General features: G+C 31.8%; 13 protein-coding genes. 2 read left to right on the top strand and 11 right to left on the bottom strand.

Annotated features, from left to right (window positions below; all coding sequences use genetic code 11):
• Window positions 1-773 precede the first annotated feature (773 nt).
• From ACFFGL_RS14810 to xerA, 10 genes are all read right to left on the bottom strand, one after another.
• Window positions 774-1,463 carry a hypothetical protein gene (locus tag ACFFGL_RS14810; protein ID WP_309727835.1) on the bottom strand — a complete coding sequence of 230 codons (690 nt, stop codon included), beginning with the start codon at window positions 1,461-1,463 and terminating at the stop codon, window positions 774-776.
• Between the two features lie 354 nt (window positions 1,464-1,817).
• Window positions 1,818-2,354, bottom strand: a complete 537-nt coding sequence (locus tag ACFFGL_RS14805; protein ID WP_309727833.1) for a hypothetical protein — start codon at window positions 2,352-2,354, stop codon at window positions 1,818-1,820.
• A 129-nt stretch (window positions 2,355-2,483) separates the two neighbouring features.
• A complete protein-coding gene (locus tag ACFFGL_RS14800; RefSeq protein ID WP_309727831.1) occupies window positions 2,484-3,101 on the bottom strand; it encodes a DUF4304 domain-containing protein in 618 nt (205 codons plus the stop codon).
• Window positions 3,102-3,339: 238 nt separating this feature from the next.
• A complete protein-coding gene (locus tag ACFFGL_RS14795) occupies window positions 3,340-3,960 on the bottom strand; it encodes a hypothetical protein (protein WP_309727829.1) in 621 nt (206 codons plus the stop codon).
• Between the two features lie 176 nt (window positions 3,961-4,136).
• Complete coding sequence (locus ACFFGL_RS14790) at window positions 4,137-5,369, bottom strand: pepsin/retropepsin-like aspartic protease family protein (RefSeq protein WP_309727827.1); 1,233 nt, start codon at window positions 5,367-5,369, stop codon at window positions 4,137-4,139.
• Window positions 5,370-5,569: 200 nt separating this feature from the next.
• Window positions 5,570-6,358 (bottom strand): tetratricopeptide repeat protein, encoded by a 789-nt coding sequence (locus ACFFGL_RS14785; RefSeq protein WP_309727826.1) that lies wholly within the window; start codon window positions 6,356-6,358, stop codon window positions 5,570-5,572.
• Between the two features lie 158 nt (window positions 6,359-6,516).
• Window positions 6,517-7,437 carry a hypothetical protein gene (locus tag ACFFGL_RS14780; protein ID WP_309727824.1) on the bottom strand — a complete coding sequence of 307 codons (921 nt, stop codon included), beginning with the start codon at window positions 7,435-7,437 and terminating at the stop codon, window positions 6,517-6,519.
• Window positions 7,438-7,608: 171 nt separating this feature from the next.
• Window positions 7,609-8,103, bottom strand: coding sequence for a hypothetical protein (locus tag ACFFGL_RS14775; protein WP_309727823.1), 495 nt, complete (start codon window positions 8,101-8,103; stop codon window positions 7,609-7,611).
• Window positions 8,104-8,294: 191 nt separating this feature from the next.
• The gene (locus tag ACFFGL_RS14770; RefSeq protein ID WP_309727821.1) at window positions 8,295-8,894 is read right to left on the bottom strand and encodes a hypothetical protein; all 600 of its coding nucleotides are present in this window, start codon (window positions 8,892-8,894) and stop codon (window positions 8,295-8,297) included.
• 80 nt (window positions 8,895-8,974) lie between these two features.
• On the bottom strand, window positions 8,975-10,174 hold the full coding sequence (gene xerA / locus ACFFGL_RS14765; protein WP_309727820.1) for a site-specific tyrosine recombinase/integron integrase: 1,200 nt from the start codon (window positions 10,172-10,174) through the stop codon (window positions 8,975-8,977).
• 168 nt (window positions 10,175-10,342) lie between these two features.
• Here xerA and ACFFGL_RS14760 point away from each other — a divergent pair, with 168 nt between their 5' ends.
• Window positions 10,343-13,795, top strand: a complete 3,453-nt coding sequence (locus ACFFGL_RS14760; protein ID WP_309727818.1) for a pyruvate carboxylase — start codon at window positions 10,343-10,345, stop codon at window positions 13,793-13,795.
• Between the two features lie 97 nt (window positions 13,796-13,892).
• Window positions 13,893-14,552, top strand: coding sequence for a uracil-DNA glycosylase family protein (locus ACFFGL_RS14755; protein ID WP_309727816.1), 660 nt, complete (start codon window positions 13,893-13,895; stop codon window positions 14,550-14,552).
• 50 nt (window positions 14,553-14,602) lie between these two features.
• Here the strand turns inward: ACFFGL_RS14755 and ACFFGL_RS14750 are convergent, their stop codons facing one another.
• Window positions 14,603-15,469, bottom strand: coding sequence for an OmpA family protein (locus ACFFGL_RS14750; RefSeq protein WP_309727814.1), 867 nt, complete (start codon window positions 15,467-15,469; stop codon window positions 14,603-14,605).
• Window positions 15,470-15,476 lie beyond the last annotated feature (7 nt).

The following is a 15,476-nucleotide window of genomic DNA, read 5'->3' as shown; positions in this document are numbered from 1 at the left end:
TTTTGGTACTCTTTTTTTGGGCATGGAGGTTTGTTGTCTTTCATCTTGATCCTGAATTAAATGATTGATTTTTGGTCAACCTATTTCAGGAAATGACGTTTTTTCAGCTTGCAGCTAACGGGTTTGGTTATGATTTCGTTGCGGAAAAATCCGCAGGATTCTTTCTGTTTGCAAAACTAATTTAGCAAAAAAGAGTGAATTTCCGCTAGGAAATTCCGCAGCAATGAATTATAACCGTTGTTACCTAAAGTGCCGAGGCGTTCTGCTTTTCTTCCCGTTGTGATTTTTTTCTCTGCGTATTGATATTATTTTTAAAATGAAATACCGATTCTTGTAAAAATCAATTTTGAATATTACTTTAATTTTACTCGACAACTATCTTTATTTCATTTTGCTTTTTGGTCGCGTTGTGCTTTTAAATTTTTTAGGGAGATATTTTATTTTCTCAGCGTTCTGCTTTTTTTCTGAGTATTGATTTTAATTTTAAAATGAAATACTGGTACTTTTAAAAATCAACTTAGAATATTTTTACTTTGATCTTCCTTCACAAACTAACTTTTTTCGTTCTGCTTTTTCGAAAATTTTGATCTTTCTAAAACTTCATTTTTATTCCTACTGATTTTTATTTCGAGGTATTTTTGGTAACGGTTTTGAGTATGGTCAGTTGCGGGTTGATTAGCCGGGTTTTATCCGCTGACAATAAATTTAGCTAAAAATATCGAATATCGATTAAGTATTTAGTCGCAATTGGCTATACGCATTGTTGTGCACTGTTATTTTTCATTAGCACTTTTAATCAGTTCAATTATTCTGTGAAATTCAATATCTTTTATTTTTTCGTCAGTTAAAACTGTTCCTGTCTCATCTAATATCTTTTTAAATTGTTTTTTCGTAAAATAATTTCCGTGAGCGCTTTCATTTCGACTCATCATTTTATTATGGATATCTTCTGTGTCGATAAATAAAATTCTCTTTTTATTACCTTCTTCATCTTCCCAATTTTTTCCCCATTTTAGTGATTCAGCGATTAAACTGCCTGTAAGTCCTCCACCATAAGTTTGGCTCGTTGTTTTGAGAATATACGGTGAATTATCGTCAATTATTATAGCACAATACTTTCCTTCAATGTCAAATTTGGCATAAGAACCCCAATGATTTACATCGGTTGAATATCCCAAGTTGAAATAATTATTGTTATTGTACTCAATCGCCCAAGCTGAAATTCCACTTTTATTTTTTTCACCGGTTTTTAAGTCAAATATTCCTTTTATAGTTATGTGTTGGTCGCTTTTGTCTTTTACCAGAATTCCTAATTCATTTTCCGTTGGTTTTTTGTTTAGGAAATCATTTGAAGTTTCGTAAAGTTTTACTGGCTCCAAAGTATGTAATTCATTTAGTGGAATTTTCTGAACTCCGCAGGATGTTAGAATTAATAATGCAAAAAATAAAATCGTTTGTTTCATAAATGATTTAGGGTTTGGTTTTTTTGTAATAGTGCACAACGAGTTTGTATATGGCTTGTAGCTTGCAAATTAGAAAATTATTTTCGGATTAAGCACAAACCAGATTTTTAAATTTTACTATTTATCTTTTTTATTAGAAATCGTCAAATTTAAAAATTTGGCGACTTTCAAATACGCCTTAACTTCGTTTAAGCAACTAATTAGCTATGAGTTATATACGTTGTTGTGGTGCGTTTTTTATTCTATCGGTTAATGCTTTATTATGCCAAATTATTTTTTCAAATGAATTTGTATATTTCAAACATTCCAAGTAATTATAGAGAGGAATTAATGAAGATTTCCAAAAAACTATTTTTATTTCTTTCTATTTTCTTTTATTTCATTTAGGGCAGAAATTGCTTCAGGAACTAAATCTTGTTGCAATTTATTTTCAATTTCCTTGTCGTTGAGTTCATTAAACTTCATCTTGAATTTATTTTTAGTCTTTAACTTTGTTTCTTCTTTTTCCTCCATTGTTTCTCTAAATGTATCCTGATAAAGTTGTTCTAATTTATTTCGTTTTTTAATTACTAAGATAGTTAGTAATATAAGTGAATTAAATTGTATTCCAGGAGTTATTAAAACTGAGAATCCAAATACTAAAACTATATTAAAAAAGTATGCAAAAGACAGCAAGTTAAATAGTCCAAATATTAATAGAATAAATATACTTATAAATAATTTTTGAGGTCTGATAAAAGCAATAACAGTTACTATTATTAAACCTACCAATCCGAGATAGTCGGAATTGAAAAGAGCATAATTATTCAATAGTGCAATTGAATATGTGGTTATAGAAATTGTCCAAAGGATGCCTAAAATAATTATTTCTATTTTTTTAACTTTCTTCATATTTTTTAATGCACCACAACGTGATTGTGTATGGTTAGTTGCGTGGTTAAGCACCTAATTTAGCAAATAAATCACAGATAGAATATTCCGCAGGAATGTTCGTAAGTCGGCAGTGAACCAAGCAATTAATTATACACGGTGTTGTAACCAGTTTTTTAATTCGTTTTCTCGTTCAGTTACAGAATCCAAAATATCTTCGCTAAATTTCTTTTCAGGATTTTTCTGAAAATTCCTAAACCACTTTAAAAGTTCATTTGCCTTTTCTCTTTTGTCATACATTTTGCAAATATCAAATAAAGTTGGTGTCAGATAATAATATGAATTCAGACTCATAATGTAATCGACAATTCCAGTTTCAGATTCAGAGTGCTTAAAAAATTCCATTCCGCAATTCAGTAAATTTTTTTTTAATAATTCTATAACTTTATTATTGTCATAATTTACTAAATCATACCAACTGTTTTCATAAAGTTCGTGATTCCAACATTCCAAATATTCTGCTTGTCTATTATGAATTAATGGGTTTTCAGAGATTTTAGTTCCATTTTTAGAGTAATACTTTTTTAGCGCATTTGAGTAAATTCCAAAATGAGGTTTAAATTGGCAAACTTCATTTCCGCTATTCCATTTTGTTTTTTGGAAGTGAATAGTATGCTGAAAATCTCCAATATCACGTTTAAAAGTCAATTCAGATTTGAGTAGTTTAAATCCTAAAGGTTCTAATTCGGGAAGAACAAATTCAGTCAATATTTTCCTAATTCGGTCATTTGGTTTTAAATCCGAGTATAAAAAATCAATTGTCTTTTTCTTCTTAAATATTCCGAACATTCTCGTTTCAAATTGGTTACAACGTGTTGCGTATAACCGTCAGTTACGGGATTAAAGTTAATTATTTTCGGTTTAGCACAGACGTTAGTAATTCCGAGTGGATTTGGACTTAGTCGAATCCGCCGTAATTGAGGTTATACTTTGTTGTGCAACGTTTTTATTCACAGGTTGATTTTATGGTTGATTTACCATTTTCTTCGACTATTTTAAATCCATTATCGAGCATTGGTTGAAAACTTTTACGTCCAGTAAATTGCCAAAGTGCATATCCGTATTGACATTTATTAATTCTTCCATTCTGATATTCGTTTAACATTAATTCTTTTAATTCTTTCCAATATTTTTTTGGCGAGTGAATAAAAATTATTAACGGGTCAAATTCTGGGTCAGTGAATTTTTTATTGTAGTGTTTTTTTATTCGTTCAATACTGGGGAATCCATATTTTTTTGTTATTTCAATCATCCTTTCAGTGTGTTCAGCATCTTTAGGATTAATGTAATTTTTCCAAATAAATTTTCTTAAACTATCGGACTTGAATTGTCTTCTAGCAATTTCATTTATTCTAATACTATCGCTTAAATTTTCAATTCTATCAGTTTCTGATTTATCAAAAGTCTTATATATTGTATATTCTCGTAGAGTTTGATCATACCCATACATAAATTCCATTTCTTCCACTAGTTTAATAATATCATTTTCAAATGCAATTTCTTTTTCAGATTGACTATAAGCAACGCTATTTATTATTAAGACTACAATTAAAAGTTTAATTTTCATATTTTTTACTTATTAATATTTTTTTAAATGTTGCACAACGGCTACGGCTATGAAAAGTAGCGGAAAACAGGCGCAAACCTGTCCGCCGCAGCTTTGATTTTTTAAAATGTACAAAAACTTTCGATTAAGTACAGCAGCAGCAGCTATTTTTTATAGCCATTGTTGGGCATAGTTTTTTATTCTATAAATAAGATTTCCTTTCTGTCAAATGAAATAATTAGTTTTTGTTGAGAAAGTATGGGATATCCAATTAAACCGTCAATTAATTTCGTTTTGTCTTTGTTTAAATGTTCTATATTCGTGAAGACGGTATATACATTTTGATAAACTCTGTTATTAATTGTCATTGCTTCTAATAATCCACTATGAACTTGGCTGGAATTTACATCACCTCCTACTAAATTGTCTTTTTGAAAGTCATTAATATTTTTTTGTAATTCATCAAATAATTTTTGGTCAATGAGATTTGCTTCAGCTCCAGTATCTATACCAAGATTTAAATTTTGGTTGTCAATTCGTACTTCTATAACAGGAATATGTCCTCTCATTTCAAAGGGAGTTCTCGTTATTTGGTGGTTATTTAAATTTTTACTTTTAAAATTTTCAAAGGTGTTGGGATTAATTAAAATCATATTTTGATTTTCATAATCTAATAGAACATCGTAATCTTTTATCATTTCATAGCCAATTAAACCATAAATTTCTGCTTCGAGACTTTTTTCTAAATGGGACAGGTCTGTTGTTACTACTTTTTGCTCATTTATCTCGATACCTCCAAAACTTAATTGTTGGACGGAAGTTATATCCATTCCAGAAATATTGTTATTGTTAACATCTTTTGTAGAGGATATTGATTTCTGCTCTTTTTGACCGTCAATGTATTTAGAGTTTAAAACTACTTTTGGCGACCCCGTGTCCAAGATAAATACTCTTTTCTTTCCATTTAAGAGTACTTCGAAAGCAATTAAGTTCCTAACTTTTTGAAAAGGAATTTCAATTATTTCCTGATTAGGTTTCTTTATTTTGGTAGCTCCCTCTTCTAAAACTTTTACCTCCATTTGGAAAAGTTCAAGTTCTTCTAACTCACAATTTTCATTAAAAGTAAAAACTGATTTTTTATTACCCATTTTTTCATAATCAACTGAAAAAACTATTTCCAAGCTGTTGTTCCCTTTCTTTGTCCTACTTTTCTCTTTGTAACTATTTACAGTTTCTCCTAATTGAGAAAACAGCTGTCCCAGTATTTTTTTTGCTATTTCACCCGTTTGTCCGGCAATTTTAAAATCCTCGGATAAATATTGGATTAAATGGTCAGATGATTTGTTATCAATTGCTTCAAAAGTTTGCTCTACTATATTTTCACATTTATTTTCATTTTGTGAAAATATCGGCTGCACGACTAATACCAAAAGTGATAAAATTAAGATGATGTTGCGGTTCATTCAGTTTCTTTTTGATTGATGAAATTAGATTTAATTATTATTTGTTTTTTTAAATTATGCCCAACGGTTTGCGTATATGAAAAGTAGCGGTTTTGTTAGTTCGGACTTTTCAGATAGCGTTAATGTATTTTAAAAGTAGAAATTTCAATTTGTTTAACCATCAGCCGCTATTTTTTATATACGCTGTTAGGGTGCGTTTTTATATTTAGTTTATTTATTCCAGTTCGATATTTTTTTGATAAATATATTTCGGTTGTGTCATTTCCATTGCTCGAACTACTTCCCGAAATATTGATATGATTTTCTTTCAAAATAGATTTCAAGCTGTCTGAATTTGTGGTCTTTATTAAAATATCTCTTTTCGGGTCAAATTCTAAAGTTCCATTACCTTGATAAAATTCAAACTCATTTCTGAATGTTTCGAGATATTCTTTATTGCTTGCAGTGAGCCAAGGCATATTTAAAGTTTTATTCAGTCGGTTTACTGCTTGCTCTTTATTTCCAGCCAATGTTTCGAGCATAGCGTAGTTAATTAAAGGACCTAAATCCATTTCATCTTTAACATTTGGTTTGTCCGTTAATTCAAGAGCTTGTTTATAATTTTCAATCGCTTGTTCCATTTGTCCGCTGTATTCAAAAAGTCCGCCTTTCACTTGGTAATAGTATTCGGTTTCTTTTTGTTCAGAAGGTACTTTTTCCAAAATCTCAAAGGCTTTATCCAAACTATCTTGCTCAATATAAATTCCCATTAGTTCATAACGGATAAAAGCATCCGATTGGTCAATTTCGATAGCTTTTAAATAATTACTTTTAGCATTTTCTAAATCGCCATTCATCCGGTAGTTAACTGCTTTTTCATTCAATTCAGTCACACGTTTTTTATCCGCTTCCGAAATTGAATTTTTGCAACTAATTGCAATAAAAACTAATAATATGATGTAAGTAATTTTTTTCATTCAAATGCACCCTAACGGTTTTGAGTATGGACAGTTGCGGATTGGTTTACCAGGTTTTGTCCGCTTAAAATAAATTTTGCTAAAAAACAGGGAATTTCGAATAAGTATTTAGCCGGAATTGGCTATACGCATTGTTGGCAACTGGCTTTTTTCCATTATTAATATGTTCCTCCCATTGCCTTATATAAATCTAAACTTCTTTTTATATCTCTAATTTGATTATTTGTAATTGTTTTTACTTTATAATATTGACGACCAATTAACTTCATTTTAGCTGATTTTGCATTAGCAAGTGCATTTAATAATTCCGTATTAGATTTACCCATTCCTTCGTCAAACCATTCCCAAATTCGTCCACCATTTCCAGAGTCAGTTTCTGTATCTCTCGGAATAAATTCATAAGCTTTTCCGTCTATTGAAAACTGAACTTTTTGAATAAATAACCAGTCGTCAGCGTGATATTGCATTCGCAATCTTAAATTACTTGGCATTCCATCATTTGATTGGAAATAACAATATATTCCATTTCGATTAGTGTATTTTGGTGCAGATTTAGGCTTATGCCAAACTAAAGCATTTGGGTCAAATTCATCTGTTTCGCTGGTAAAATACTTGTCTAACTCTTTTATTTTAGCACTATCTATTTGAACCGTGTTCTTAAAATCTTTTATTTTTTCTCGTTTATTGTTTTCAACTGTTTCTTTTAAAGAATTTTTCATTTTGAAAATTCTGTTTCTAACCTCATTTTTTAGAGAATCAATTCCATCAAAATTTGCCAATAGAGCAACATTATTTCCCTCTTCGTCAATTAATTTAAAATCTGTTGGGACAGAAGATGAAGAGCCAAGTGTTTCTTTCATATCCTGGGATACTTTCTCTGAAATACAAAATTTTTGATAAGCCTCTAAATAAGCGATTGAGTCATTTTTTGCTCGAATTGTTACGGCTTCTTTTTCGTCTCTTTCTGTTCCTCCAAAAAGTGATTCTTTTAGCCCAATTTCTACATACTCATACTTTTTAGATTGTTCGCACGATGTAACCACTGTTATTAGTAAGACTAATTGTAAAATTTTTTTCATTGCTTTTTGGTTTGGGTTTAGCTTGTTGCCAACGTGTTTGGCTATGGTTTCGTTGCGTGAAAATCCGCGAGGATTTTCCGCCGTAAACCGAAGATAGCAAATTTGCGAGGACTTTCCGAAGGGAAAGTCAGAAGCAATGAACTATAGCCGGTGTTGTGTACAGTACTTTTTTTATGTCATCCACATTCCATATTCAACTATTACTGTCCAAACTCCGTAGACTTTTTTCAGAAAATATTTATGCCCATAAGCACTTCCTGTAAATTTCCAGTAAGTTACGGAAACAACACAATTTTCATAATTATTGTCAAAAATCGGTTCGCTTATGGAAACGATAGTTTGTCTTTTTTTCGTTTTTTCAAATATTAGTTCAGCGTCTTTTTTGGTCAAACACTTTTTGCTTTTGATAAAGTCTGAGCCATAACTCAATTCGCTTATTAATTCCGAATTCCAAATTCCGTCACTGCTTTTTGTTCCGTTTATTTCAATTTCTTTTAATATGTTTTCAGGCACTTCAAGTCCAGTTTGCTCTTTAAAATCCTTTTGGTCAAAAAAAGTTTTAGGTTTTTCACATTGGATATAAATTCCTAATATTCCTTTTCCAATTTCGTGGTCAATAATTTTTTTAAAAACTTCAAATTCCGAGTTGTTTTGAGAAAAACTCAAAGTTGAAATTAGTATCAGAAATATGTTTAAATTTCGTTTCATCGTATTGTACACAACGTTTTCGTGTATGCGCAGTAGTGCGCAAGAATTCGTTATCTTTTCATTTCAATTTCAAAGTTAGCAAAATATCCCAAACTTTGGTTTCAGTCACAAACCCAGCTATTGCGTATACACAATGTTGTACAGCGTTTTTATTCTGATACTATGATATTTTTTTCAAAAAAAGAGGTTATTTTTATTTTGTATCCATTTCCATCTTTATCTGTCGCCAATAATAATTCTGAAATCTCTCCTTTTATTGATTTAGGTCCTATTTTGTCTCCAAAAACACCAAACTTTAAGTTTTTATAATTATCATAAAACGTATCTTTTACTAGTGTGCCGTCAGGATAGATATTATCAATTATAATAGAAGAAGCCCTACTTTCAAAAGGCTTATTGAAAGTGTAAAGTTCGGCAATTCCATAATTTATACCTAATTTTAAAGTATCTGGTAACTTTATTTTAAAAAACTTACTTTTTGCGTAATCAATTTGTCCTTTACTATCGAAAATAATTTTTTGGTTTATGAATGTAGTGTCCTCGATTTTCAATGCTTCAATTTGTAAACGTTTTCCATCTCGATTGTATTCTGTCCAACCTTCTTCAATATCATCTATTTCATTAATTATATCGACTTTTTTACTTTCTTCTTTTTTTATTTTGTTACAACTTAATGATATTAAAAGTAAAATTAGAATCGAAAAAATCAGTTTGAGATGAAATCTTTTGCTTAAAAATCTATAAGTCAAATCGTTTAAATTTATTTTAATATTTGAAGTTTGTTTATTTAATGTTGTACAACTAGTTATATCCTAACAAATATATCTGTTTATAATATATTATTCCGGGATAACAGAACTTTTTTGTTATGGTTATAAGAATTTGATAATCTTCCTAAAGCAGTATCTAACGGACTTTTGATTTCCAATAAATCTTGTCTACTCACGTGCGTGTAAATCATAGTTGTTTCCGGTCGGCTATGACCTAAAAGTTCCTGAATGTAGCGTATATCAATTCCATCTTCCATCATATGAGTTGCAAAACTATGGCGTAACGTATGAGGAGTAACGTGTTTTTGAATATTAGCTCGTTTACAAGCAGTTTTTAAAAAAGCACGAATACTTTCAGGGCTATATTTACTTCCGTTCTTTCCTTCAATCAGGTAATTAGTAGGTTCAAAACTTACTAAATAATTTTTAAGAAGCGGTAAAATTCCTTCCGATAAAATTGCAATTCTATCTTTTCTTCCTTTTGCAGAGTTTATAAAAAGTTGTTTTCTGTCTATATTAAAATCCTTCACTTTTAAATTTAATAATTCGCCAATTCTTAATCCCGACGAATAAAGTAAACCTAAAGCTAATCGATGTTTAATGTTTTTTGTACAACGTAAAATATCGATAACTTCCGCTTGTGAAAGTACATTGGGTAGCTTTTTACTTTTCTTAGGTCGCAATACTTCAAAATTAATTTCCTCTTTTGGTTCAAACAATACCGAAAAATGTTTTAATGCGCTAACACATTGGCGGTGAGAACTTATGGAATAATTATGAGCCGCAATAAGCTCTAAAAATTTTTCGTAATCTCGTTTTATAAGATCTCGTGGCGGTTTTTGTTTAAACCGAACAAAATTCAGAATAAAAAAATAATACGTTTTTACAGTACTTTCACTATAACGCTTTCCTCGTAAATAGCGAACATATTTCCATAAACAACCTTTCTCAAAAGTGTTCAACTCTTTTTTAAGCGAGAGTTTTTTTAATTTCGGTTTAGCAAACTCAGGTTTTACTTTTTTTTTCTGAAGTTTTAATAAATCAGAATAATCTACATAATAACCAAACTTTCTAAAATGTGAATAAACCCTATATTTTTCTTTTTCTGAATACGGTAAATAATAGCAATGCAAACTTCCAGACCATTCAACATTTCCCAAGTTCCTTGCAATTCGGTTTGTTGCTAAATTATATTCGAAGAATATTCCTAATTGGAGAATTTCATTTTTCTTAAAGAAAGATAATTTGACTTTTTTCATGTCAGGGTATTTTCGAAATATAAGAAAAATATTACGCTTTAGTATAAAAAATATATCATAATTTCCAAGCATTTTAATTTAACAAGCTTTTTAGAAAATATACTTTCAATACATTCAATTTTTAGCGATATTAAGAACTTAAAGCTAACCATTACCAAACATAATTCTATGAATATTCAAAAAGTACTTGTCGCCAATCGAGGAGAAATCGCTATCCGTATTTTTAGAGCTTGTACCGAAATTGGCCTGCGAACCGTTGGTATTTACACCTTCGAAGATCGTTACTCACTTCACCGCTACAAAGCAGATGAAGCCTACCAAATCGGAGACGATAACGAACCCATAAAACCCTATCTTGATATTGAAAAAATTATCGCGGTAGCCAAAGAAAACGGGATCGATGCTATTCATCCCGGATATGGTTTTTTATCTGAAAATGCCAAATTTGCAAAAGCTTGTGAAGAAAACGGAATTACTTTTATCGGTCCAAAAGTTTCTGTTTTAAAATCTTTAGGAGATAAAGTTACCGCTAAAGAAGTCGCTATTCAAAACAACGTGCCCGTAATTCAAAGTAATAAAAATGAATTAACTGATGTTGAAATTGCGTTAACTGAAGCCGATAAAATTGGATATCCTATAATGCTGAAAGCTGCTTCTGGTGGTGGCGGACGCGGAATGCGCGTTTTGCGAAATCAGGAAGAATTAAAAAAAGCATTTCCGGAATCTAAACGAGAAGCCGCTAACGCGTTTGGAGACGACACGCTTTTTATTGAAAAATTTGTAGAAAATCCAAAACATATAGAAGTTCAAATTCTTGCCGATAATCACGGAAATATTGTACATCTTTTTGAGCGGGATTGTTCCGTACAGCGACGTTATCAAAAAGTAATTGAAATTGCGCCTTCCATTGGTTTAAATGAAAACGTCAAACAAAAACTTTACGAATACGCTTTAAATATTTGTAAAGCGGTAAATTATAACAACGCTGGAACTGTAGAGTTTTTAGTAGATGAAGACGATAGTATTTATTTTATTGAAGTAAATCCGCGTGTTCAAGTAGAACATACCGTAACCGAAGTTGTCACCGGAATCGATATTGTAAAAGCACAAATTTTTATCGCTGGCGGTTATAAACTTTCTGATGAACAAATTAAAATCGGAAATCAAGAAAATCTTTCAACCAACGGTTACGCGGTTCAATGTAGAATAACTACCGAGGATCCTAAAAACGATTTTAAACCCGATTACGGAACAATTACAACCTATAGAAGTGCCAGTGGTTTCGGAATTCGGCTAGATGCAGGAAGTGTTTATCAAGGCGTTACGATTTCTCCTTTTTTCGATTCCATGCTTACAAAAGTCACTGCCAACAGCAGAACCTTAGATGGCGCGTGTAGAAAAATGCGTCGCGCGTTAGCAGAATTTAGAGTACGTGGCGTAAAAACCAATATGGCATTTCTTGATAATATTTTAAAAGATCCAACTTTTAGAAGGGGAGAAGTCACCGTAAATTATATTAAAAATACGCCGGAACTTTTTAAAATTACCGAACCGCGTAATCGCGCGACTAAAATGGTAAATTTTTTAGGTGATATCATTGTAAACGGAAATCAAGACGTAAAATTTACCGATCCTTCTAAAAAATTAGTCTCGCCAAAAATTCCGAAGTTTCCTAAAAATGAAGAATATCCTAACGGAACAAAAAATAAACTCACCGAATTAGGTCCCGAAGGTTTTGCTGAATGGTTAAAAAAGGAGCAAAAAATTCATTTTACAGATACTACAATGCGTGATGCGCATCAAAGTTTATTGGCAACCCGAATGCGAACTACAGATATGCTGAAAGTAGCCGAAGGTTTTGCGAAAAATCATCCTGAAATCTTCAGCTTAGAAGTTTGGGGCGGCGCCACTTTTGATGTTTGTATGCGATTTTTAAAGGAAAATCCGTGGGAACGTTTGCAATTACTAAGAAAAGCAATGCCAAATGTATTGTTACAAATGCTAATTCGTGGTTCCAACGGAGTTGGTTATACGGCGTATCCCGATAACTTAATTGAAAAATTTGTTCAGGAATCTTGGGAAAACGGAATCGATATTTTTAGAATTTTCGATTCGCAAAATTGGATGAAATCGATCGCTCCGTGTATCGAACACGTTCGCAAAAAAACCGATGGATTAGCGGAAGGCGCGATGTGTTATACCGGTGATATTTTAGATCCTAACCGAACAAAATATACGCTCGATTATTATATTCAATTAGCAAAAGATATTGAAAATGCCGGCGCGCATATTTTAGCCATTAAAGATATGGCGGGATTATTAAAACCTTATGCCGCTTCAGAATTGGTTTCCGCGTTAAAAACCGAAGTAAATATTCCTATTCATTTACATACGCACGACACTTCATCAATTCAATCGGCAACTTATATTAAAGCAATTGAAGCCGGCGTAGATGTAATTGATGTCGCTTTAGCTGGTTTGTCGGGCTTAACTTCACAGCCTAATTTTAATTCTATGGTAGAAGCTTTGCGTTATCATGAGCGCGAAAATAAAATGAATGTTGAAAAACTGAATGAATATTCTAATTATTGGACCAACGTTCGTGAATATTATTATCCGTTTGAATCTGGTCTAAAAGCGGGAACGGGCGAAGTTTATCGTCACGAAATTCCGGGAGGGCAATATTCAAATTTAGTTCCGCAAGCTGAGGCGTTAGGTTTAAAAGATCGATTTACTGAAATTACAGAAATGTACGCAAAAGTCAATCAATTGTTTGGCGATGTTATAAAAGTGACGCCAAGTAGTAAAGTGGTGGGCGATATGGCGCAATATTTAGTCAGCAATAATTTATCGATTGAAGATTTTCTAGAAAAAGGCGCATCGCTTTCTTTCCCAGAATCGGTTAAAAGTTTCTTTAAAGGTGATTTAGGTCAGCCGGTTGGTGGGTTTCCTACTGAAATTCAAAAAATAATTTTACGGGATGAAAAACCGTATACCGATAGACCAAACGCGCATTTAGAACCCGTAGATTTTGATAAAGAATTTAAAGCGTTTAAAGAAAAATTTGGCGATGGAATGGATCGTGAATTGTTAGAAAGCGATTTTCTTTCCTATAAATTATACCCGAAAGTATTTGAAGATTTATACGAACACTACGTAAAATACGGAAAGGTAATGAATATTCCGAGCAAGAATTTTTTCTACGGAATGGAACCCGGCGAAGAAATTATTGTCGAGCTTGATCGCGGAAAAACCTTGTTAATTACATTGGTTTCTGTAGGTGATGCAGATGATGAAGGAATGGTGACTGTATTTTTTAAAGTAAACGGACAAACTAGAAATGTCGAGATTCAAGATAAATCGATAAAAGTTGAAAAAGTAGTTCATCAGAAAGTAGATAAAAATAATTCAAAACATATTGGCGCGCCGTTGCAAGGTTCACTTTCTTCAATTTTGGTAAAAGAAGGTGATCAAGTAAAAAACAACCAGCCACTTTTTGTCATTGAAGCGATGAAAATGGGAACCACAATTACCGCTAACGAAAATGGAACGGTGAAAAAAGTTTATCTTACTGAAGGAACTATGGTTAAAAGTGACGATTTAGTAGTAGAATTAGAATAAAACTCGACAATCTAGATTTAAATATAACTGTTTATAAGAATTCTCTTCAACTTAAAATTGATGATTTTCTTGTAAGCAGTTTTTAAATTTCAAAAAAATGTTTAAACACACACATCCATATCCGCCATTTATTCCTGAAAATGCTACAAAATTAATTGTGGGTACGCTTCCGCCGCCACGATTTACGGTAAGAGAATTAAAATCCGACGATGTAGATTTTTGTTACGGAAGTAGAGACGGACAGTTATGGAAAATTCTAGATCAAATTTTTGAACTTGATTTAAATTTTGAAAATACTGCTGAAGCGGTAAAAGAGCGAAAAGATTTTCTCCGAGAAAATGGAATTGGAATTTGCGATATAGTAGAATTTGCTTGGCGCGAAAAAATTGATGCTTCAGATTTAGGAATGAAAGAAGTAGAATTACGGAATATGCTTCAGATTTTAGAAGAAAATCCTAGGATTGATACTTTACTTTTTACCGGTGGAAATAGTAAAAACGGTCCGGAATATTTTTTCAGAAAACATATTCAACCTACGGATATTAAATTAAAAAGAATTAGTAACGATGTTCCGCGCGAACATCAATTTGTTTTAAACGGAAGAACAATTACCACCATTTCATTAACCGCTCCTTCTGGCGCGGCGAATAGAGCTGTAGGAAGTATGCAACTTTATAAAGAATTGAAAAAGAAAAACCCGAAAATGAATACCTTAGATTTTCGGGTTTTGCAATATCAAGAATTCTTTAAAAAATAAAAGCCTCAAAAATAAATCTGAGGCTTTTATTCAATACATAACTAAGCTTTTTATTTACTGTTTTCAGTAGCTTTTTTCATTCCGTCTTCAATCATACTGTAAAATTGATCCAGTTTAGGAAGAACTACAATTCTCGTTCTTCTGTTAGCTGCTTTTCCATCTGCGGTATCATTAGAAGCAACAGGGATGTATTGGCTTCTTCCGGCAGCAGTCATTCTAGCAGGATCTACGTTAAAGTCGTCTTGAAGAATTCTAACAATTGCCGTTGCTCTTTTTACGCTTAAATCCCAGTTATCTTGAATACAAGAATTGCTAATTGGGTCGGTATCGGTATGACCTTCAACCATAAATTCGAAATCTTTTTTGTCCTTTACTACTTTCGCAACTTTTCCTAAGACTTCTTTCGCGCGGTTAGAAACTTGGTAGCTTCCGCTTCTAAATAAAAGTTTATCTGAAATTGAAACGAATACAACACCTTTTTCAACATTAATTTGAATATCTTCATCATTAATATTTCCTAAAGCGCCTTTTAAACTGGTAACTAAAGCCAAGGTAACCGAATCTTTTTTATTGATCGCGTCACGCATGGTTTTAATTTGTAAGTCTTTTTCTTTCATACTTTCTAACGAACGCTCTAAGTTTTCAGCTCCTTTTTTAGATAAAGTAGCTAAATCTCCTTGATTATTAAGCAATGCCGAATTTGTATTTTTTAAAGTACTTACTTGATCTTCTAAACTTTCTAACTTGGTAGTAGTAACTCTTTTATCTTCTAAACAAGCGTTTAATTTAACGGTAGCCGAATTTAAACGGTCTTGCGTTTCTTGTTGTTGTGCTTCAAGTTCTGCATATTTCTTTTTAGATACACAAGATGATAGAGTAATTGTTGCCATTATGGCTAATAAAAATATTCTCTTCATGATAGAT

The organism is Mesonia maritima (assembly GCF_042433895.1).
GTDB lineage: Bacteria > Bacteroidota > Bacteroidia > Flavobacteriales > Flavobacteriaceae > Mesonia > Mesonia maritima.
This window is presented reverse-complemented; position numbering and strand designations above follow the sequence as displayed.

Bases quoted from the DNA above. Each gene is read 5' to 3' on its own strand.
- ACFFGL_RS14750 (WP_309727814.1), bottom strand. From the start codon at position 15,469: ATGAAGAGAATATTTTTATTAGCCATAATGGCAACAATTACTCTATCA.
- ACFFGL_RS14810 (WP_309727835.1), bottom strand. From the start codon at position 1,463: ATGAAACAAACGATTTTATTTTTTGCATTATTAATTCTAACATCCTGC.
- ACFFGL_RS14760 (WP_309727818.1), top strand. From the start codon at position 10,343: ATGAATATTCAAAAAGTACTTGTCGCCAATCGAGGAGAAATCGCTATC.
- ACFFGL_RS14755 (WP_309727816.1), top strand. From the start codon at position 13,893: ATGTTTAAACACACACATCCATATCCGCCATTTATTCCTGAAAATGCT.
- ACFFGL_RS14795 (WP_309727829.1), bottom strand. From the start codon at position 3,960: ATGAAAATTAAACTTTTAATTGTAGTCTTAATAATAAATAGCGTTGCT.
- ACFFGL_RS14785 (WP_309727826.1), bottom strand. From the start codon at position 6,358: ATGAAAAAAATTACTTACATCATATTATTAGTTTTTATTGCAATTAGT.
- ACFFGL_RS14805 (WP_309727833.1), bottom strand. From the start codon at position 2,354: ATGAAGAAAGTTAAAAAAATAGAAATAATTATTTTAGGCATCCTTTGG.
- xerA (WP_309727820.1), bottom strand. From the start codon at position 10,174: ATGAAAAAAGTCAAATTATCTTTCTTTAAGAAAAATGAAATTCTCCAA.
- ACFFGL_RS14780 (WP_309727824.1), bottom strand. From the start codon at position 7,437: ATGAAAAAAATTTTACAATTAGTCTTACTAATAACAGTGGTTACATCG.